At 70.6% G+C, this 19935-nt stretch carries 17 protein-coding genes; 8 read left to right on the forward strand and 9 right to left on the reverse strand.

Translation table 11 applies throughout. The annotated features are described in order from the left end of the window. Positions 1-25 precede the first annotated feature (25 nt). Positions 26-586, forward strand: coding sequence for a GNAT family N-acetyltransferase (locus ABD999_RS03125; RefSeq protein ID WP_187281072.1), 561 nt, complete (start codon positions 26-28; stop codon positions 584-586). Between the two features lie 20 nt (positions 587-606). On the opposite strand, the gene ABD999_RS03130 is transcribed toward ABD999_RS03125, so the two are convergent. Genes ABD999_RS03130 through ABD999_RS03170 form a run of 9 tightly spaced genes read right to left on the reverse strand, consistent with a single transcriptional unit; the run spans position 607 to position 13500 of the window. After that, positions 607-1209, reverse strand: a complete 603-nt coding sequence (locus tag ABD999_RS03130) for a CGNR zinc finger domain-containing protein (RefSeq protein WP_148030673.1) — start codon at positions 1207-1209, stop codon at positions 607-609. Between the two features lie 40 nt (positions 1210-1249). Next, on the reverse strand, positions 1250-2680 hold the full coding sequence (locus tag ABD999_RS03135) for an MFS transporter (RefSeq protein WP_271277422.1): 1431 nt from the start codon (positions 2678-2680) through the stop codon (positions 1250-1252). Beyond that, entirely contained in the window at positions 2643-4010 is a 1368-nt protein-coding gene (locus ABD999_RS03140) for an aspartate kinase (RefSeq protein ID WP_148030675.1), read from the reverse strand. Before ABD999_RS03140 ends, ABD999_RS03135 begins: the two co-directional genes overlap by 38 nt. A gap of 30 nt (positions 4011-4040) precedes the next feature. Next, a complete protein-coding gene (locus ABD999_RS03145) occupies positions 4041-4976 on the reverse strand; it encodes an acyl-CoA dehydrogenase family protein (RefSeq protein ID WP_271277421.1) in 936 nt (311 codons plus the stop codon). Then, on the reverse strand, positions 4973-6109 hold the full coding sequence (locus ABD999_RS03150) for an acyl-CoA dehydrogenase family protein (protein ID WP_271277420.1): 1137 nt from the start codon (positions 6107-6109) through the stop codon (positions 4973-4975). Before ABD999_RS03150 ends, ABD999_RS03145 begins: the two co-directional genes overlap by 4 nt. Next, positions 6106-6927 carry a thioesterase domain-containing protein gene (locus tag ABD999_RS03155; RefSeq protein WP_271277419.1) on the reverse strand — a complete coding sequence of 274 codons (822 nt, stop codon included), beginning with the start codon at positions 6925-6927 and terminating at the stop codon, positions 6106-6108. Before ABD999_RS03155 ends, ABD999_RS03150 begins: the two co-directional genes overlap by 4 nt. Continuing rightward, positions 6927-10220, reverse strand: a complete 3294-nt coding sequence (locus ABD999_RS03160; protein WP_219547553.1) for a non-ribosomal peptide synthetase — start codon at positions 10218-10220, stop codon at positions 6927-6929. Before ABD999_RS03160 ends, ABD999_RS03155 begins: the two co-directional genes overlap by 1 nt. A 17-nt stretch (positions 10221-10237) precedes the next feature. Next, positions 10238-10414: an MbtH family protein gene (locus ABD999_RS03165; RefSeq protein ID WP_148030680.1), complete on the reverse strand. Its 177-nt coding sequence runs from the start codon at positions 10412-10414 to the stop codon at positions 10238-10240. A gap of 5 nt (positions 10415-10419) precedes the next feature. After that, positions 10420-13500, reverse strand: coding sequence for a non-ribosomal peptide synthetase (locus ABD999_RS03170; RefSeq protein WP_271277418.1), 3081 nt, complete (start codon positions 13498-13500; stop codon positions 10420-10422). An 873-nt stretch (positions 13501-14373) separates the two neighbouring features. On the opposite strand from ABD999_RS03170, the gene ABD999_RS03175 reads away from it, so the two are divergent. The 7 genes from ABD999_RS03175 (at position 14374) to ABD999_RS03205 (ending at position 19893) form a co-directional block, all read left to right on the forward strand. Then, positions 14374-15519, forward strand: a complete 1146-nt coding sequence (locus ABD999_RS03175) for an argininosuccinate synthase domain-containing protein (protein ID WP_271277417.1) — start codon at positions 14374-14376, stop codon at positions 15517-15519. A gap of 39 nt (positions 15520-15558) precedes the next feature. After that, entirely contained in the window at positions 15559-16542 is a 984-nt protein-coding gene (locus ABD999_RS03180; protein WP_219547545.1) for an aldo/keto reductase, read from the forward strand. Then, positions 16539-17267: a sulfotransferase-like domain-containing protein gene (locus ABD999_RS03185; RefSeq protein WP_271277416.1), complete on the forward strand. Its 729-nt coding sequence runs from the start codon at positions 16539-16541 to the stop codon at positions 17265-17267. The genes ABD999_RS03180 and ABD999_RS03185 overlap by 4 nt, the downstream gene beginning before the upstream one ends. A 588-nt stretch (positions 17268-17855) precedes the next feature. After that, positions 17856-18140, forward strand: a complete 285-nt coding sequence (locus tag ABD999_RS03190; protein WP_148030685.1) for a hypothetical protein — start codon at positions 17856-17858, stop codon at positions 18138-18140. Positions 18141-18146: 6 nt separating this feature from the next. Continuing rightward, on the forward strand, positions 18147-18671 hold the full coding sequence (locus ABD999_RS03195; RefSeq protein WP_271277415.1) for a MauE/DoxX family redox-associated membrane protein: 525 nt from the start codon (positions 18147-18149) through the stop codon (positions 18669-18671). Further along, positions 18668-19255: a thioredoxin domain-containing protein gene (locus tag ABD999_RS03200; protein WP_271277414.1), complete on the forward strand. Its 588-nt coding sequence runs from the start codon at positions 18668-18670 to the stop codon at positions 19253-19255. Before ABD999_RS03195 ends, ABD999_RS03200 begins: the two co-directional genes overlap by 4 nt. A 155-nt stretch (positions 19256-19410) precedes the next feature. After that, on the forward strand, positions 19411-19893 hold the full coding sequence (locus ABD999_RS03205; protein WP_148030688.1) for a hypothetical protein: 483 nt from the start codon (positions 19411-19413) through the stop codon (positions 19891-19893). Positions 19894-19935: the final 42 nt, after the last annotated feature.

The raw sequence follows: 19935 nt of genomic DNA on the forward strand, positions 1-19935 counted from the left end.
CGCTCGTGGCAAGCGGAACGGCTCTTTGACCGTCGAAGAGCTGTCCAAGAAGACCTGGAACGACTTCGAGACGGTTCTCGGCGACAACGGAGGCGCCCGGGGGTGCTGGTGCATGCACTGGCGGCTCTCCATCGCGGAGTGGACGGAAGGAAAGGGCGAAGGGAACAAGAAGGCCATGAGCCGTCTCGCCCAGCGGAAACCGGTGCCGGGCGTCATCGTCTACGACGACGGCGCGCCGGTGGCGTGGTGCTCACTCGGGCCGCGCTCCGCGTTCCCGAGGCTCGAACGCTCGCCGCTCCTGTCGAGCGTCGACGACGAGCCGGTCTGCGCGCTCGCGTGCGTCTTCGTCCACAAGAAGCATCGTGGCTCCGGGCTGCTGCCGGGCATCCTCGAAGCCGTCTGCGCGTACGCGGCGTCCGAGGGTTACACGACCGCGGAGGGATATCCGGTCGAGCCTCCCGAGGGGAAACGCGCGGGCTCGGACACGGCGATGACGGGGATAGCCAGCGCCTTCCTCAAGGCCGGATTCGCCGAGGTGGCTCGCCCGCGCAAGGACCGGCCGATCATGCGGCGGCAGCTCACCTGATCTCTGGGAAGGCGCGCCGGTCAGGGCGTCCGGCCCTGACGGTGGCGGCGCGCCTTCTCCCGGTTCCCGCAGATGCTCATGTTGCACCAGCGGCGGCGTCCGCCCCGCGAGGAATCCAGGAACAACCAGCCGCACCTCCCGCATGCCCTGACGCGGCCGGACGGAAGGGTGAACACCGCGTGGACCGCCAGCAGCGACAGGACGGCCGGAATCGCTCCCGGCGCCGTCCAGTCCGCGGTGAACCGGTCGAGCGCGGCGTCGATCCGCTGAACCTGGTCGGCTCCCACGCCCTTTCCGGCCCGTTCGAGAAGCGCGCCGAAGGGCCCGGCCGGCGCCGCCTCGCCGCGCGCGATCGCGCTGAACACGGCCCACGCTTGTTCCCGGACGGCCTGGACCTCGGGTACGAGATCCTTGGCGGACGCCTCCGGCAAGGGCGGCGTCTCCTCGAACAGCCCGGCGGACGCGCACCACGTCAGGACGTCCGAGGGCGTGTTCAGCAGCTCGCCGTCCTCCGCCGGGTGGTTGCGGTCGAAGACGGTGTTCGTGAGGTCCAGGACCGGGTGGCCGCCGACGAAATGAGCGTCCTGCCAGGGAGACTGGGCCTTGATAGCTAGAGTAACCATTACGTCTAGTTTAAATGGTTACGCGGCCCTTGGCTAGGCGTCAGGCCGGAGCCGTGGCCTCCCCCTGGAAACGCTTCCGGAGAAGGACGGTCGCGACGATCGCCCCCACCGCGAACACGACCGAGCACCAGAGCGCCCAGCGCCAGCCGTCGACGGCTCCGCCGGAGGCCGCGGCGAAGTGGGCCGCCACCGAGGTGACGACTCCCACCCCCACGGCCAGTCCTAGCTGCTGGGAGACGTTGAGCAGCGCGCCGGCCGTGGCCCGCCGCCCCTCCTCGGCGCCGTTCGTGCCGGCGATACTCGTCGTGACCAGGGCGATGATGTGGCCGAACGCGTTCACGGAGGTGCCGATCAGGACGAGGGCGAACCCGTAGCCTTCCGGCAGGCCCACCATGATGAGAATGCCGGCCGTCTCGATGACGATCCCGCACAGGAGGACCCGGTAGAGCCCGAAGCGCTCGACGTACCTGCCCGCGTAGATTCCGACGACGATGGCGATCGCGCCCGAGACCGCGAACGTGAGGCCGGTCTGGAGCGCGCCCAGACCGAGATGCGTCTGCAGATAGAGCGTGAGGACGAAGAGCATTCCCCCGTAGGAGCAGATCAGCAGGACGTTGACCAGGTTGGCCGCGCCGATGGCGGCCGTGCGGAAGATGGAGATCGGCACGAGGGCGTTGTCCTTGCGGGACTCCACCCAGACGAAGAGGGCGACGGCCGGCACCGCGACCGCCGCGCAGGCGAGGATCGGGACCGACGACCAGCCGTACTTCTCCCCTTCGGTGAGGGCGAACACGAACGCGACCATGCCCACGGTCGCCAGGACGACGCCGGTGAGGTCGAGGTGGCGGGACGCGTGCCTGTCCCGGCTCTCCTCAAGATGCGCTCTGGCCAGCAGACCGAACGCCACGACGATGGGCACGTTGATCAGGAAGACGGACCTCCATCCGGCGAACTCGGTGAGGACGCCCCCGAGGACCATGCCCGAGACGAATCCCGCCGACAGCGCCGACCCGTAGATGCCGAGGGCGCGCTCCCGTGGCGGTCCTTCCGGGATGGCCGCCTGGAGCAGCCCCAGACCCGCCGGAGCGATGAACGCGGCGGCGACCCCCTGCAGGGCGCGGCCCGCGATGAGAGCCGCCGGCGACCAGGCGAGGCCCGCCAGCAGCGAGGCGAGCAGGAATCCGGCCAGGCTCCAGATGAACACCTGCTTTCTTCCGTACAGATCGGCGATCCTCCCCCCGAGAAGGAGGAAGCCGCAGAAGGCGAGCGGATAGGCGGAAAGAACCCACGCGACGCCTCCACCGGAGGAGAAGTCCATGGATTCTCGGATGCTCGGAGCCGCGACATTGATGATCGAATAGTCGAGGGCGACCAGGAACTGGGTGCCGCAGATGACCGTGAGCTGCCAGAGATGCCGGGACCGGAAGGTGCTCTCATCCCTTCCGGCCGTGCGCGCCGATGCTTCCTTCATGGCGTATCCCCTCTGCTTCTGTCGACTGCGGGTCCGGATGTCTCCGCTGCGGTCCCGGCGCGTGGGCGCGGTGCTCCGCGTGGCGGCGACCGCCGTGCGGATGGGCGTCCGCGAGCGTGCCGGGGCCGAGGAACATGCGGTGGAGATGCGTCACGGCGTTGAGCACGTCGTGCTCGGCGCAGGTGATGGAGATGCGCCGGGCGCGGACGATCACGTCCGTCACGGTGACGCCGCGGGCCTTGAGCGCGTCCACGAGGAGCCGCACCTGCGGATGGTGGGCACAGAAACCGCAGCCCACCAGCGACACCTTCGCCATGGGGCCGGACCAGTGGCATCCGGTGAAGGCGTCGGCCGCGCGCAGGCCGGCGAGCGCCTCGTCCACCTTGTCCCGGTCGGCGGCGTTCACGATGAACCCCAGCGAACCGGCGGAGGCGTCGGCGGCCGGCTGGCCGAGCATGTCCACCGGCGGCATCGGATCGGCCAGCGCGGCGGCGATCGTGGTCAGGGCGCCGGGGTCGACCCCGTCGAGCCGGCAGCGGAGCTGACCGGTCCGGTGCGCCACGCCGACGGCGGTGAACCGCTCCCCGTCGAGCGGGGCGGCCGAGCGGAAGCCGGTCACCCAGGTGCCGGCGGCCTCGGTCGTGCTGGAGCGGACGTGCACGGGAACGCGATGGGCGCCGGCGTACTCCACGCTGGGATGCGCGAGCACCGTGGCGCCGCAGGCGGCCAGCTCGGCCATGTCCTCGTAGAAGAGGCGGTCCACCTTGCGGGCGTCGGCGACGTGTCGCGGGTCGGCGGTGAACACGCCCTCGACGTCGGTGAAGATCTCGCACACCCTGGCCCGTAACGCCGCCGCCAGGGCGACGGCGGTGGTGTCGGAGCCGCCCCGGCTCAGGGTGGTGAGCTCGCCGTTGTCGGCGGACAGGCCCTGGAAGCCGGAGACGACGGGGACGTGGCCGTCCTGGACGCACTCGCGGATGCGTACGGGATCGACGTTGACGATACGCGCGCGGCCGTGCACTCCGTCGGTGATGATGCCGCAGTCGTGCGCGCTGAACGAGCGGGCGGGCACGCCCAGCTCGTGCAGCGCTATGGCGAGCGCGGCGGCGGAGGCCTGTTCACCGGTACTGAGCAGGAGGTCCAGCTCCCGGGCGTGCGGCGTGTCGGTGAGGTCCCGGGCCAGCTCGATCATGGAGTTGGTGGTGCGGCCCATCGCGGAGACCACGGCGACCACGGACCCGTCCGCGGCGGCGATGCGCCGCGCCACGCGACGGATCTTGCCCGCGTCACCCAGTGATGTTCCGCCGTACTTCTGTATCACCAGGTCCATTGGTTTCCTCTTCCTGCGCCACGACGATCGTCATCGCGTCTCCCGGCTTTCGCGTCGCAACTGGTCCGGTGTGCCGAGGCGGACCGATTCGGCCGCGGCCCGCCGGTAGTACAGCTGGGCGTCGTCGTCGGACCGCATGCCCGCGGCGCCGTGGACCTGCATGGTCCGCGTCGTGACGGTGCGGGCCAGGTCCGACGCCGCCGCGAGGTCGGCCGCCGCGTGCGCCGCCGCGTCGCGGTCGTGCACCAGCAGGCGCGTCGCGTCGATGTGCATCGACAGCTCGGCCAGCCGGAACGCCAGGCCCTGGAACTTGCCGATGGGCTGGCCGAACTGGCGGCGGGTCTTCGCGTAGCCGACGGCGTGGTCGAGCGCCGCCTGGGCCAGACCCACCAGGTACGCGGCCTGGCGCACCCGTGCGCCGGCCAGCGCCGCCTCCCACCGGGTGGGGTCGGCCCACGCGGTCACGGGGCCGCCGTCGAAGACGACCTCGTACGCCTCGCCCCGGCCCGTCTCCTCGTACCGGCGCGTCGTGATGGCGGGATGGCCGGCGGGCACGAGCGCCAGGCGCGGTCCGGCGCCGCCCAGGAGGAAGTGGTCCACCTCCGCGGCGAACCCGACGAAGGTCCGCCGCGCGGAGACCACACCGTCCTGCTCGGACAGCGGCTCGTCCGCCACCGCCAGCGCCACCGGGGACCGGCCGATGTGGTCGTCCCCGAGCAGTTCCCGCGCGGTGAGCGTGTCGAGCAGCGGGCCCTGGTACAGCACGGACCCGAGGAGCTCGGCCAGCCGCACGGCGTCGGGGCCGGACGCGTCGAGCGCGCCGAGCTCGGCCAGCCCCTGCCACACCATCGCGCGGGTCTCCCGGCTGTCGTCGTCGTCCCAGCCCTCCGCGCGCGGCCGGTCGGCCATCCGCCGCACCAGCGGGGCCAGTTCCTCGTCGAAGAAGTCGGCGATCATCGTGGTCATGACGGCAACCCCAGTTTCGATGTGGCGACGAAGAAGAGCATGATCTCCGAGGAACCCTGGGCGAGCGTGAGCCCCGGCGCCTCCCGGAACGCGGCGTCCAGGACGCCGTCGGCGATCGCGTCGGGATCGCGTGCGTCCAGCAGCGCCCGCGGCCCGAGGATCTCGACCGCCGCCACCGACACCTCCTTGGCCGTCTCCGACGTGTACCATTTCGCGGTCGCCGAGTGGACCTCGTCGGGCCGGCCCTCGTGCAGGTTGGCCACGCACCGCCAGGCCAGGAGCCGGGCCGCGCGCACCCGCGTGTCCAGCTCGACGAGCCGCTGCTCGCACCCCGGCGGGGCGTGCTCGCGCAGCGCGGCCAGCGTGCGTTCCGCCTTGGCGGAGTGGTCGAGCCCGGTGCGCTCCAGCGGGAGCACCTTGCCCAGCACCTGCCAGCCGTCGTCGGCCTCGCCGAGCACGTCCTCGGGCCCGATCTGGATCCCGTCGAGCGTCACCAGGTCGAAGCGTTCCTCGGACAGGTTCCACACCGGCTCGATGACCACGCCCATGGACTGCAGCGGCACCAGGAACAGCGTGATCCCGGCGAAGTTCACCGGCCCGGTCGACGTGCGGGCCGCGCACAGCGCGAAGTCACTGTGCTGCGCCTTCATGTTGTAGATCTTCCGGCCGTGCAGGCGCCAGCCGTCGCCGTCGGGTTCGGCGCGCGTGGTCAGCGACGCCAGGTCGGACCCGATGTCCGGCTCGCTGAAGAGCACGTTGGCCGTGATCTCGCCGCGTGCGAGTCCCGGCAGGAACCGCTCCTTCTGCTCCTCGGTGCCGAACAGGTGGATGGCGTTCCCGACGATGTCGACGCCCAGCGAGTGCACGTTGTCGGGCACGCCGTGGCGGATCATCTCCTCGGTGAGGATCGCCTTCTCCACGATCGTGGCGTCCGCTCCGCCGTAGCGCTCGGGCCAGTTGATCGCGAGCCAGCCGAGCTTGCCCAGCCGCCGATGCACGTCGAGCAGGCCGGTCTCCTGCCCGTACGGCGTCCGCCGGGACCGCGCGATCTCCGCGCGCACCTCGTCCTCGCACAGGAGCTTGCAGACTTCTTCCCGGAAGTTGTCCTGTTCCGGCGTGAAGGCCGGGATCATCGGACACTCACCTCGCTCAATCTGTGGCGCATGGCCTCCGCCAGCGCCTCGATGTGTGGGGGCCGGAGCATGGTGTAGTGGTCGCCCGGCACCACCTGGATCTCGTCGGCGTAGGGCCGCCACCGGCTGAGCTTCTCGCCCTCGGACTTCTCGGCGCACAGCAGTACGACCCTGCTGCCCACCCGCGACGGACGGAACGTCAGGAGCGCGCGCACGTTCGCGGCGAACACCGGGAACCGCTCGGCCAGCTCGGCCTCGCCCGGTTCGGCGCCCATGGCCGCGACGTCGGAGGCGAACCACGCGCTCAGCTCGTCGTCGCCGGGACGGGACGGCGCGTCCGGGACGGCGGTGTCGAGCACGAACGTCAGCGCGACGTCGCCGTCCTGGCGTGCCATCTCCAGCGCCACCGCGCCGCCGACCGACCAGCCGCCCACGTGCAGCGGCCCGTCGGGCCGGGCCTCGCGGACCGCGGCCAGATAGGTGGCCGCGAGGTCCGCGAGCGAGCGTTCCCCGATCGCGCCGCCGTGCAGGCTGGGGTCCTCCAGGGCGCAGACCTGGCGGCCGTCGCCGAGGAGCCCGGCCAGCGCGACGTAGGGGGCCACCGATCCGCCGGCCGCGTGCACCAGGAACAGCGGCGGCTCGGTGCCCGCCGGGCCGAGCGGCACAAGCGGGGACACCGTCCGGCCGGAGGGCCGCGGCCGCCCTTCCGGCGGCGCGGCCTCCTGCCGGGCGAGGGCCTCCTCCCGCCGGCGCCGCAGCCGCAGGTCCAGCAGCGCGCGCCGTTTCTCCGCCAGGGCGGAGGGGTGCGACCCGGCCATCAGCTCGACTCCTTCAGCAGCCGATCGACCTCCTCTTCGGGCAGATCGGCGACCTGCGCCTCCAGCTTCGCCACCTCGTCCTCGCCCAGCAGCGCGTGCTGCGCGTCGTCGATCTGGGCGGCGAACTGGCTGAGCAGCGGGTAGCTGAACAGCCGCCGCGGGTCGAGCGTCACCTGGAAGGCGTCGCGCACCCGCGAGATCATCTGGGTCACCTGCAGGGAGTTGCCGCCGAGCAGGAAGAAGTTGTCCTGCGCGCCGACGCTGCCGGGGTCGAGGCTCAGCAGGCTCTGCCAGATCTCGGCCACCCTGCGCTGCGTCTCGGTGGTCAGCTCGGCCTGACCGGCGCCGCCGTCGGGGCGGGGGTCGGGCAGCTTCCCGTGGTCCACCTTCCCGGTCGAGGTCAGCGGGAGCTGGTCCAGCCGCACGTAGTCGGTGGGCACCATGTGCAGCGGCAGCCGCCCGCTCAGGAACTCGCGCAGCTCGTCCGGCTCGACGTCGCCGACCACGTACGCGGCCAGCCAGGCCGAGGGCGTGCCCGCGTCGCGTACGGTCACGACGCACTGCCGCACGCCGTCGAAGCTCTCGATGGCGTGCTCGATCTCGCCCAGCTCCACGCGCAGCCCGCGCAGCTTCACCTGGCGGTCGACCCGGCCCAGGAACTCCAGGTTGCCGTCACCGTTCCAGCGCACCAGGTCGCCGGTGGCGTACATGCGCTCGCCCGGGGTGGTGGCGAACGGGTCGGGCAGGAACTTCTCGGCGGTCTGGTCGGGCCGGCCGAGGTAGCCGACGGCCAGCCCGGCGCCCGCCATGTAGAGCTCCCCGGGCACGCCGACCGGCACCGGCCGCAGGCCCTTGTCCAGGACGTAGGCCCGCTGGTTGGCCATCGCCCGCCCGATGGGCGGCGTCCCTTCCAGCGGCTCCGGCGGGCACAGGTAGTCCACGCAGGTCACCGTGACCTCGGTCGGCCCGTAGCCGTTGTGGAACTCGCGTCCCGGCTTGCTCCACCGGTTGACCAGGTCGGGGCCGAACGGCTCCATGCCGATGAAGCACACCCGCAGGTCGTCCAGCTCGGACGGGTCGAGCAGCCCCAGGACGGCGGGCGGGATGTCCACCATCGTCACCCGCTCGCGGGCCAGCAGCCCCTGCAGCGCCTCCGGGTCGAGCAGTTCGGAGCGCGGCGCGCCCACGATGGTCCCGCCGGCGGTCAGCGTCGAGAACACGTCCGACACGCTCACGTCGAAGGCAGGGTTGGAGAACTGCAGGATCCGGTCGTCCGGCGTCACCGAGAACATCCGCTGGAAGGTGGTGCAGAAGTTCACCACCGCCCGGTGGGGGACCATGACCCCCTTGGGGGTGCCGGTCGAGCCCGAGGTGTAGATGACGTACGCCGTGTCCTCCTGCGCCACCTGCACGGAAGGCGGCGAAACCGGCCGTCCGTCGAGCGTGTCGGAGTCCAGCAGGATCCGTTCCACCTCAGCGGGCAGGCGGTCGGCGAGATCCGAGGTCGTCACCACCGCGGCCACGTCGGCGTCGCCGAGCTGGTAGGCCAGCCGCTCCGCCGGGTACTGCGGGTCGAGCGGCAGCCACGCCCCGCCCGCCTTGAGCACGCCGAGTTCGGCGGCCGGCAGGTCGAAGCCGCGTTCGAGCAGCACGCCGACCACGCGCCCCGGCGTCACCTTGAACTCCTCGACCAGCGCGTGCGCCAGCCTGCTGGACCGCTCGTCCAGCTGCGCGTAGGTCAGGTCCTCGCCCGCGAAACGCATCGCGACCGCGTCGGGCGCCTCGGCCACGCGCGCCGCGAACAGCTCGTGCAGCAGGCGCTCGTCGCGCTCACCTGGCTCGGGGTTCCACGCGGTGAGCACGCGCAGGTACTCGCTGTCGGGCATGATGTCCAGCGAGCTCGCCCGGGCGTCCGGCCGGGACAGCGCGTCGGCCATGACCGTGCTGAAGTGCTCCACCAGCTGCTCGATGCGCTCGTGGTCGAACAGCTCGGAGGAGTACTCGATCCACACGCCCAGGCCGCCGTCCGGCAGGTCGTTGATCTGGAACGTGATGTCGAACCGGGTCGTCTCCGGCTGCGGGGTCAGCATCTCGACCTCGACGCCGGGCAGGCGCCAGCGCGCGATCATCGGCTCGGGCAGCAGCGTGAACAGGTGGGCGACCAGCGGGTTCCGCCCCGGCAGCCGCTCCGGCTTGAGCTCCTCCACCAGGCGGCCGAACGGCACGTCCTGGTTGGCCATCGCCTCCAGGATGTTGTCGTTGGCGGCGTGCACCAGGTCGCGGAACACCGGATCGCCCTCCAGGTTCCCGCGGACCACCACCGTGTTGGCGAAGAACCCCATCATGGGCTCGACTTCCGAGCGGGTCCGCCCGGAGAGTACCGACCCGAGCGCGATGTCCTGCTGACCGGTGTAGCGGTTCAGCAGCACCTGGTAGCCGGCCATCGTCAGGGCGAGCAGGGAGACCCCCTCGGCCTGGGCCATGTCGCGGATCTTCCGTGCCAGGTCGTCGGGCAGGCGGGTCTCGTGGATGCGGCCGGCCCCGGTGGGCGCCGACGGGCGCTGCCGGTCGGTGCGCCACTCCAGCGGTTCCATGCCGTCCACCGCGGAGTGCCAGTAGTCGATCTGCTTGGCCGGTCCGTCGCTGAGCAGCCAGAGCCGCTGCCAGGCCGCGAAGTCGGCGGGCTGGAGGGTCAGCTCGGGGAACTCCGAGCCGTCCGGATCGGTGTAGCGGGCCGTCAGCTCCTCGGCGAACTGCCGCGAGGACCATCCGTCGATGACGATGTGATGCCAGACGATGGACAGCACGTGCTCCTCGGGGCCCAGCCGCAGCAGGGCGAACCTGTACGGCGGGTGGTTGCGCAGGTCGAACTCCTCGCGCACCTGCCCGTCGATCCAGTCCTGGACGGACTCCTCGGTCCCGTCGGTCACCGGCAGGTCCCACGTCTCGGGCGGCGGATCGACCGTCTGGAAGGGCACGCCGTGCTCGTCGCCGAACCGGGTGCGCAGGCTCTCGTGCCGCGTGACGATGCCGCGCAGCGCCTTGGAGAGGGCGGGCACGTCGAGCGGCCCGCGCAGGCGCATCGCGAACGGCACGTTGTACACCGGTGCGCCCGCGACCATCTGGTGCAGGAACCACAGGAACCGCTGCTGCTCGGCGATGGCCATCTTGCCCGTACGCGGGACGGGGACGATCCGCTCCCGCTCGGCCTTCTCCGCCACGCGCTGGCGGACCTTCCTCTCCAGCAGGGCGCGTCTGATGTCGGCTGCGTCACGCTTGTCGGGTGTGGACATGATCTCGTTCTCCTCCTTCACCGTCGCACGCTCATCGGGCGCAGGTCGGTCCACACCCGCGCGATGTGTGCAAGGCAGTCGCTCTTGCTTCCCTCCGCACCGGCCTCGGTCCAGCCGGCCGGAATCTCCCGGCCCGCGGGCCAGATCGAGTACTGCTCCTCGTGGTTGATCACCACGACGAATCTCTCTTCCATGACGCTCACCTTTCTTGTGGTACGAAGGCGTGAATGCCGGTCAGTTCACCGAGGTAGCGGTCGAGCGTCCTGAGCCCGTCCGTCTCCGGCCTGGCCAGCGAGGTCGCGTGGCGGCTGAACCGCCGGGTGTCGAAGTGCCGGGAGCCGTCGGTGAACATCCGGTCGAACTCGGCCGGTGCCGCGTCCTGGTCGGCGACCGGGGGCGGCAGCAGCAGGAGCAGCCCGGCGAGCCGCTCGTCGGTCTCGGCGATGGCCTCCAGGCGGTCGCGGAACCGGGGGTAGCCGGCCCGGTCGAGCGCGGACCGTTCGGCGAGCACGCCGAACGCCTCGGCGAAGCGCAGCCTGGCCGGCCACAGTACGTGCATGGCGCCGTCGGGCACCTCGATGTCACCGGTCGCGGCGCGGGCCACGAACTCGGCGACCACGTCGACGGGCGTCACGTCGATCTCGGCCCCGGTCGGGAACACGCATCCGGTGCGCGCGCACGCGTACAACAGGTTGTGCGCCAGCGAGTCCGGGTTGGCCACGCCGGTCGCGCGGTGCGGCCAGACCTCGCCGAGGCGGTACACCACGGATCTGACGCCCTGCCGGTGCGCGTCGGCGAGCAGGGACTCGGCGACGTACTTCGATCGGTTGTAGCCGTCCGCGGCGACCTCCTCCGTCGCCGGGAGCCGGTCCTCGGTGACGGGCGGCGCGTCCGGCCCGGCGGGCGGGAAGATGCTCAAGGTCGACAGGGTGTGCACGCGCGCGCCGCCCGAGGCGAGTTTGATGATCTCCTGTACGCCGAGCACGTTGGCGGGGCGGTGGTCCAGATAGCCGGACAGGAAGTTCACCGCGCCCGCGGCGTTGACGACGCCGGACACCGTGGAGGCGATCGCGTCGAACCGCCGCTGCGGCAGGCCGAGCAGCTCGCTGCCCAGGTCGCTGGGGATCACCTCGACCCGTCCGGTCTTGAGCGCCGTGGGCAGCAGCTGCCAGGCGGACGTCAGCCCGTACTGTTCGAGGACCTCGGTCAGCCGCCGGGCGCCGTCGGCGGGGTCGGCGCACCGCACCAGGCAGATCAGCCCGGCGTTGGAGCGCGTCAGCAGCTCGGCCAGGACGTGTGCCCCGACGAAGCCGGTCGCGCCCGTGAGCAGCAGGGTCTGCGGCGGGCTCCAGGCCAGGTCGTGCCGGATGTAGGCGAGCTCGGCGCAGTCGTCGTCGACGCCCTGGGTGAGCCGCGCCGCCTGCGCGCGCACGGTCGAGGCGACGAGCAGGTCCCGGGGCGGCACCGGCTTCCCCAGCCGTTCGCTGATCGCGGCGGTGAGCCGGTAGGCGAGCAGCGAGGTGCCCCCGTAGTCGGAGAACGGCACGACCACCGAGACCTGCTCCAGGTCGAGCACGTCGCGCCAGGCCGAGCAGACCAGCTCCTCCATCGGGTCGGCCGGCGGCTCGACAGGCTCCGCCGGGCCTTCCTGCGTCGCGGTCTGGGCCACGATGAGGGCGGCCAGCGCCTTGCGGTCCGCTTTGCCGTTGTGGTTGAGGGGGAGCGCGTCGAGCACCACGATCCGGTGCGGCACCTGCTCGGCCGGCAGCTTCTCCGCCGCGTACCCGCGAAGCAGCTCCGGCGACGGCGGGTCGTCCGGCGAGCGCGGCGTGACGCAGCAGACGAGCGTGGACTCGGGCGCCTCGCCGAGCACGATCGCCACCGCGTTGCCCACGAGCGGATGGTCGGCCACGGCCGAGGCGACATCGCCCAGCTCGACGCGCACCCCGCCGAGCTTCACCTGTTCGTCGCGCCGGCCGATGAAGTACATCAGGCCGTCCTCGTCGACCCGTGCCAGATCGCCGGTCCGATAGAGCTTCTCACCCGGGATCTGGGGGAACGGGTTGGCCACGAGCACCCGCGCGGTGCGCTCGGGATCGTTGAGGTAGCCCGCTCCGACGCACTCGCCGCCGAGATACATCTCGCCGGGAGTGTTCACCGGGACGGGCTTGAGGTCGTCGTCGAGCAGGATCGCGGCGGTGTTGTCGATGGGCCGCCCGAGGGGGATCCGGTCGGCGTCGGCGTCCGTGACGTCGTGGAACACCGACCCGATCGAGCACTCCGTCGGCCCGAACGTGTTGGTGACCTCCAGCCCCGGCAGCAGCGCGCGCAGCCGGTGCACCACGCCGGCGCCCGCCGCCTCCCCGCCGATCAGCATGCGCCGCAGGCTCGACGTCGCCTCGCGCAGGTCCTCGCGCACCTCCAGCAGCGACACGAACGCCTCCAGCACGGACGGCACGAAGTCGGTCATCGTGACGCCGTAGCGGCCGATGGTCGTGGCCGTCTCCTCAAGGTCGAGGATGCCGTCGCGGTGCGGCAGCACGACCTGCCCGCCCGACACCAGCGGCCACAACACCTGCCACATCGAGGAGTCGAACGTGGACCGGCTGTTCTGCAGCGTCACGTGATCGGCCCCGTCACCGAACCGGCGCGACATGGTGGTCAGCCTGTTGACCAGGCCGCGGTGGTGGTTGAGCGCGCACTTGGGCGCGCCGGTCGAGCCGGAGGTGTAGAACCCGTAGATCAGGTCTTCCGGCCCCGGCGCGCGGCCGGCCGGCGGCGGTTTCCGGTCGGCCGGACCGGGTGGCTCCGCGCAGTCGACGATCACCGTCGGGAGGGCCTGCTCCAGTTCGCCGATGATGCCCGCGGTCGCCGGCGACACCACGACGACGGGCGGCGACAACTCGGCCACGATCGCGCGGAGACGGTCGACCGGCCAGGCCGGATCAAGCGGTACGAACGCCGATCCTGTCTTCATCACCCCGAAGAGCGAGATCGGGAATTCGGGCCCGTCCGCTATCAACACGGGTATCAATTGTCCGGCCCGGACACCGCCGCTGATCAGTCGATCGGCCGTCACATTGGCCCAGGCGTCGAGGTCGGCATAACTCACCGTGATGTCCCGATAGCGGATCGCGGGACGGTCCGGCGCGTTCTCCTTTTGTGCGTGGAACAGATCGAGGACGGTGCTCCGCCGGGGGAAATCGTGGTGCGGCCCAAGGAATAAGTGAATGGCGGCCAGATGGTGTTCGTCTGGATTCTCATGCGGTTGGCGTGTCATCGTGCTCCCGATGTTCTCGACGGCAACAGATCGTCGTTTCAGGCAGATCGGTGACCATTCGGATTTGTGGTTTCCGGACAGCGGAAACCGGTCCTTCGGCAGGCATGGCGAGGGTACTGGTGAGATTCGGAGTTTTCGGCGGCCGGGTACGGGCGCCGGAAATCCACAGAATTGCCCGCGGGCATGAGCGGCCCGCCGGATATCGCGAGCCCGGCCGATCAAGCGGGTGGTGCCTTCGGGCGTGCGCTGACCACGTGTTTCCTCCTTTCGTCAGACGACCGGAGTGCCGCACGTTCGAACCGAAGTAACCGATATCAGTTGGATTACAAGTTACTCACATCTTGGAACATGAGACCGGGATGCGCAACCCGGGTGTCGCCGCCGCGGGCCAGGATGCCGGTGTGTGAGGCGGTATGGCCTGCGGGAACGAGAATGTGCCGCGGACTGAAATCGGTGTGGAGCGACGACCGGGCCGGCCGGACGCCGTGCGGCGCCGGGCACGCCGGACAGGCACGGCCTGGGGGAAGTCGCGAAGAGCATATTCGGCATTACCCGAGGCGGCGCGCGCCAATCTGCGGTCGCGCTGTTTTGTGACAATCTGCCGAAGAGCGAAAAATGATCAGCGGACGTCCGCGAAATGATCGTCTCCTGTCAATGACCAGGTAAGCGCACATCCCGGCCCGAAGAATGAGGCCGGAAGCGAGCCGCAGCAGAACGCCTTGACGGCGCTGAAAATCGACAAGGGCCGGACAGTTCACGTCCGCGATCCCGGGCGCTCCGGACGTGAAGGTCCCGAATCCATGGGTAGGGTCGGTGACGGTCGGCCCATTCAGCGCCGGCATCGCGCCCCATCTGTCGACGTAAGGGGGAGTCGTGCGGCAAACCGGCGACAACGCACCTGTCGGATTATTCCAATCGGGAGGACTTTCCTCCCTGGCCGTCGGGGTCTGGCTTCGTGAACTGCCGACGCCGGCGAGGCACTATATCGCCGACATCGGCCAGGCGGATCCTCCGGAATTGGACGCGCTCGCTTCTTCGGTGCGACGATTCGGGGACGAATCCGTGGTCGTGGATCTACGGCCGTCCATCGCCGCCGTGGCGTCGGATCTCCTGCGGTACCGCGCCCGCCACGACGGCGGCTACTGGAACACGACCGGCGCGGCGCGCTTCGTGCTCGTCAGCGGGCTCGCGCCGCTGATGCGGGCCGACGGATGCGGGGCACTCGCGCACGGCTGTGTCGGCGGGGGCAACGACCAGCGCCGCTTCGCTCGTTACGGCGCCCACCTCGCGCCGGACCTGCCGGTCGTCGAGCCGTGGACCGATCCGCGGGCGCTCGAACGGTTCCCCGGCCGCGAGACCATGCTCGCGGCCGTCGCCGAGCACGGGCTGAGCCTCGACCCGGGCAGCGGCGCCGAACGGTCCACCGATGCCAGCCTCGCCGGCGTCTCGCACGAGTCGGCGGAGCTGGAGGACCTCGAAACGCCGGTCACCCGGCTCGACCCCCGGTGGAGTGAGTGGCCCGAGCAGGCCACGGCCGAGCCTGAGACCGTCACGGTCCTCTTCCGCGAAGGACGGGTCGCCGACCTCGACGGGAGCGGGCCCGACCCGGTCGAGTGGATGAAGCGCGCCAACGACCTCGGCGCGCGGCACGGGGTCTGGCTGCGCGACGTGGTCGAGCGGCGCATCATCGGCACGGTCTGCCGGGGCGTCTACGAGGCGCCCGGCCTGGAGCTGCTCGACCGCGCGTGGACCCGCGTCCTGCAGGCGAGCCTCGACGGGGCGAGCCGCGAGCTCTACGACCGGCTGTCCGCCGTCCTGGGCTCGGCGATGTACGAGGCGCGGTGGCTCGAACCCGCCGCGCGGGCGGCGCGGGAGGCGATGGACCGGCTCGTCGGCGAGATCGACGGCAGCGTGACCCTGTCCGTCCACCGGGGCGTCGTCCGGGTCGAGCGGATGAAGGTCGCCGGCCCCGTGGTGCGGCAGACCCGGTTCGGCTCCGGCGGGAACCGCTGGAGCTAGACGGCAAGAGAAGGCTTACAGACAAGGAAGGAGCAGGTGATGCGTGAGCGTCGATTCGGCCGGCTCGGCTGGAAGGTCAGCGAGGTCGGCTACGGAATGTGGGGGATAGCGGGCGGCGAGGGCGGCTGGACGGGCGCCGACGACCGGACCGGCGACACCGCGCTGGACGAGGCCGTGCGGCTCGGGTGCACCTTCTTCGACACCGCCTGGATCTACGGCCGGGGACACAGCGAGAGGATGCTCGGGCGGCTGGTCGAACGGCACCCGGAACGCCGCCTCCACCTGGCCACCAAGCCGCCGCCCATGGACCGCGCCTGGCCGTCCACCCGCGACTCCAAACTGTCCGAGGTCTACCCGCCCGATCACCTGTGGGAGTACCTGCACCGGAGCCTCGAAGGGCTGGGCACGCCGTCCGTCGACCTGTTCCAGTTCCACGTCTGGGAGGACGCCTGGGCGCACGACGCGGCCTGGCAGGACGCGATCATCGAGATGAAGGAACGCGGGCTCATCAGAGGCGTCGGGATCAGCGTCAACCGCTGGGAGCCCTGGAACGTCCTGGAGACCCTGCGCACCGGGCTGATCGACACGGTGCAGGTCATCTACAACATCTTCGACCAGGCCCCCGAGGACGAGCTGTTCCCGGCATGCCGGGAGCTGGACGTCGCGGTGATCGCCCGGGTGCCCTTCGACGAGGGCACCCTCACCGGCACCCTCACCCGCGACTCCCGCTGGCCCGAAGGCGACTGGCGCAACACGTACTTCGTCCCCGAGAACCTCGTCCCGAGCGTGGAGCGCGCCGAACGGCTGGCGCGGATCGTGCCCGAGGACATGACCATGCCCGAACTCGCGCTCCGCTTCATCCTCCAGAACCCCGACGTCGCCACCGTCATCCCCGGCATGCGCAAACTCACGCACGTACGCGCCAACATCGCCACCAGCGACGCCGAACCGCTGAGCGAGGAGCTGATGGCGCGGTTGCGCGGATTCCGCTGGGACCGCCGGCCCACGGAGTGGTCGCAATGAGCGCCGCGCGCAAGCCCATCCTGCTGTGGGCCGTGCCCCGATCGCGATCCACGGCGTTCCTGCGCGTCATGATCGAGCGCGGCGATCTGGAGGTGGCCCACGAGCCGTTCTCGTACCTCCAGGCGGACGGCCACGTCGAGTTCGCCGGCAGGCGGGTCACCTCGCCGATCGAGATGCTCGACCTGATGCTCGACGTCAGCGCCGGCGAGCGCCGGGTGTTCGCCAAGGAGACCTCCGACTACACCTACACGCCGCTGCTCGAGGACAAGCGCCTGTTCAGCGACGTCGTCAACACGTTCATGATCCGGGAGCCGCGGGCCGCGATCTCCTCGCACTACGCCATGAACCCCGGGGCCACCCTGGACGAGTACGGCTTCGAGTACCTGCACACCATCTTCGACGCCGTGCGGTCGGCCACCGGCGAGATCCCGCTGGTGATCGACGGCGACGACCTCGTGGCCGATCCGGAGCCGACGGTCCGGGCGTACTGCGAGCGGGTCGGGCTCGACTTCAAGCCCGAGGCGATGCGCTGGGAACCCGGTCGACGGGACAACTGGCGGCGCACCGACCAGTGGCACGCGGAGGTGGCCGAGAGCAGCGGCCTGGTGGCCGGGAAGGCGCCCGAGCGACGTGAGACGCCCGACACGAACGAGCACCTGCGCCGGGTCGCCGAGCACCACCAGCCGTTCTACGACGCGCTCGCCCGCCACCGCCTCGCCGGTTGACGCAGATCCTCGTCGCGTTCGCGGTCGTCGAGCCCGGCTCCGCCGTGAAACCGCTGGCGCCCGGACCGATCAGCTGGCGAGGCCGCTGTCCGGCCGAAGAAGAGCGGGAATCGAATTCCTGAAGGTCGTTGCAGCCTGACCTTAATAGGTGTTTTACGTTAACACAGAAAGTCCGACTCCTCCAAAAAGATATTCTTGTTGATGGGTGAATGATGTTGTACTCTCCTGAAGAGATCAATTCAAAACGATCGACTCTGATGGAGTGGCCGTGGCAGTTCATGAGCCCCCGCAGCGCAACCGCCGGTTGACTCGTCGCTTCTTCACCCGGGCCATGGGCGCCAGCGCGCTGGCCGCCGCCACGACCGTCGCCACTCAGGCGCGGCCCGCTTCCGCACAGGCCATCTGTGAATACCTGTGCTGCCGCCTGGTCTACTGCCCGACCTTCCCCTACAGCACGTGCGCGAACAACGCGTACTACATTTGGGGCTGCTATTCGGGGGCGTCCTTCTGTCAATGCTGTGAGGCCTCCGGAAGGGCCTCCATCAGCTGCTATCCCTGAGCAACGGACGGACGATCCGGAGGCCCGCAATGTCGATCACCCCGACGAATCACGGCTACGCCTACATCTTCGAGAACGAAGGCTCGGTGAACGTGGCGGTATGCGCGCGCATCGAGGACGAGAAGCCTGTCGACGTCATCGCCATTCATTTCCGTACCAAGCAGATCAAGGTCGATACGGCCGTTCAGCTGACCGGGGAGAAGGGCGCCCGCTACTCGACCGCGCCCGTCGCCGTCTACGGCGAGGACCACGTGGTCCACCTCCGCAAGGTAGCCGTGGGCGAAGGGCTGACCGCGGCCGGGCTCCGGTCGTAGCCGGCGATGGGGGTGCTGCCTGCCGTCCTCAGCGCGCTGCTCGCAGCGGCCCTGCTCAGCTCGGGCGCCGGCAAGCTGGTCAGCCCGCACGGTCTGGCCGAGGCTCTCGGTGAGCTGACCGGCGCACGGAGACCGCCGCCTGTGGCCCTGGTCCGGGCGGTCGCCGCCGCGGAGATCGCGCTGGCCGTCCTGGCCGTGTTCGGCCAGGAGCACCTGCTCACCTTGCTGCTGGCGGCCCTGCTGGGAACGGGATTCGCGGTGGTGGGGGTCCTGGGACGGCTGCGGGCGAGCTCACTGCCCTGCGGCTGTTTCGGCCGGAGCGGTTCGCGGTCGTTCGGGGCCTGGAACGTGCTGGCCGGCGCCGCGATCCTGGCCTGGGCCTTGGTGCCGGCGCTGCGTGAGACCGCCTACGATCAGGCTGTCCTGCTGCTCGCGCTGAACACGGCGCTGTTCGTCCCCGTCTGGGCGAACCGCCGCCATCTGATCGTCTTCGTGAGAGGGACCATGGCGCGCGAACGGACCGAAACATGATCACGGCACTGATGGTCACCCTGCTCGTGCTGCTCAGCCTGGCGGTCGTGATCCTCTTCGCGATGCTGGGCGAGCTCAACGCGCGGATCTCCGAGTCGTCCGCGGGCGGCGGGACGAGGCGCCCCGAGTCCGTGCAGCCGCTGCCCGACGCCAAGCTCGGCGCGACGGTCATCGAGTTCCCCGACGGGCTCGCCCGGCCGCCGGGCGTGCTCCTCGTCCTCAGTACGACCTGCGGGGCGTGCCAGGAACTGGCTCCCGAGGCGCGTGGCTTCTTCGCCTCCTCGGGCGTGGACCTCGTCGGCGTCGTGGTGTCGTGCGCGTCGGCCGCCTCAGGGAGGGAGTTCGTGGCGCAGTACGGGCTGGCTGACCTGCCCGGCTACGTGGACGTCTCAGGACAATTCAGCATGTCGGCGCTCGGCGTCGGCATGAGCCCGGCGGCGGTGGCGCTCTCCCCCGATGGGGTCGTGCGGTCCGCTGTGGTGTTCAGCTCCTTCAACGCCCTGTCGAGCTGGATCGCCTCCCTCGACGACCCCTCCGGCGCAGCGGGCGGCGTGAGCGTCGCGCCGGGAAAGGACCTCGTCTGATGGACGTCCCGGCGATCGTGGCACTGGCCCTGGCCGGCTTCGTCCTGCAGTACTGGAGCCCTTGAGGCCGCTCGATGGTCGGCGTGGCCGGTCCATTGTCCAGGCGGTCGCCTGGCGCAGCACGCCGCTTCATCGCGGGCTACTCCGTGGGTCTCGTGGTGGGCGGAACGGTCATCGCGCTGCTGGCCGCCGTCGTGGCGGAAGGGCTCGGGAGCGTGCTCCCGCTCCGGTGGCGCGAGGTGGCGGCGGGCACGCTGCTGGTCGGGGTGGGCGTCGCGGACGTGCTGAACCGCACTCCGCACGTGATGCGGCAGGTGCCCCAGGACTACGCGCGGGCGCTCCGGCCCGGCTGGCGCGGTGTGCTCTGGGGCGTCGACCTCGGTCTGCTGTTCACCACGCAGAAGACCACGTCGCTCATCTGGGGCGCGCTCGTGGTCACGGTGCTGCTCAACCCCATGGCGGCACCGGTGTTCCTGGTCGGAATGGTGATCGGCTCGGTGGCGGGGACGGTGATCGGGACGGCACTCAACCACGTTCCCGGCCGGGCGTTCCTGGGCGGAGAGCGGGTGTTCATCCGTACTGTACGGGCCTTGAGCGGAGTAGTGCTGATATGCCTGGGTTTGCTCCAGATCGTGTAGTGGCCGCCGCCGCCGGGCGCTGTGCCCCGGATCCAGACGGTG

This window comes from Nonomuraea ferruginea (genome assembly GCF_039540635.1).
GTDB classification, from domain to species: domain Bacteria; phylum Actinomycetota; class Actinomycetes; order Streptosporangiales; family Streptosporangiaceae; genus Nonomuraea; species Nonomuraea ferruginea.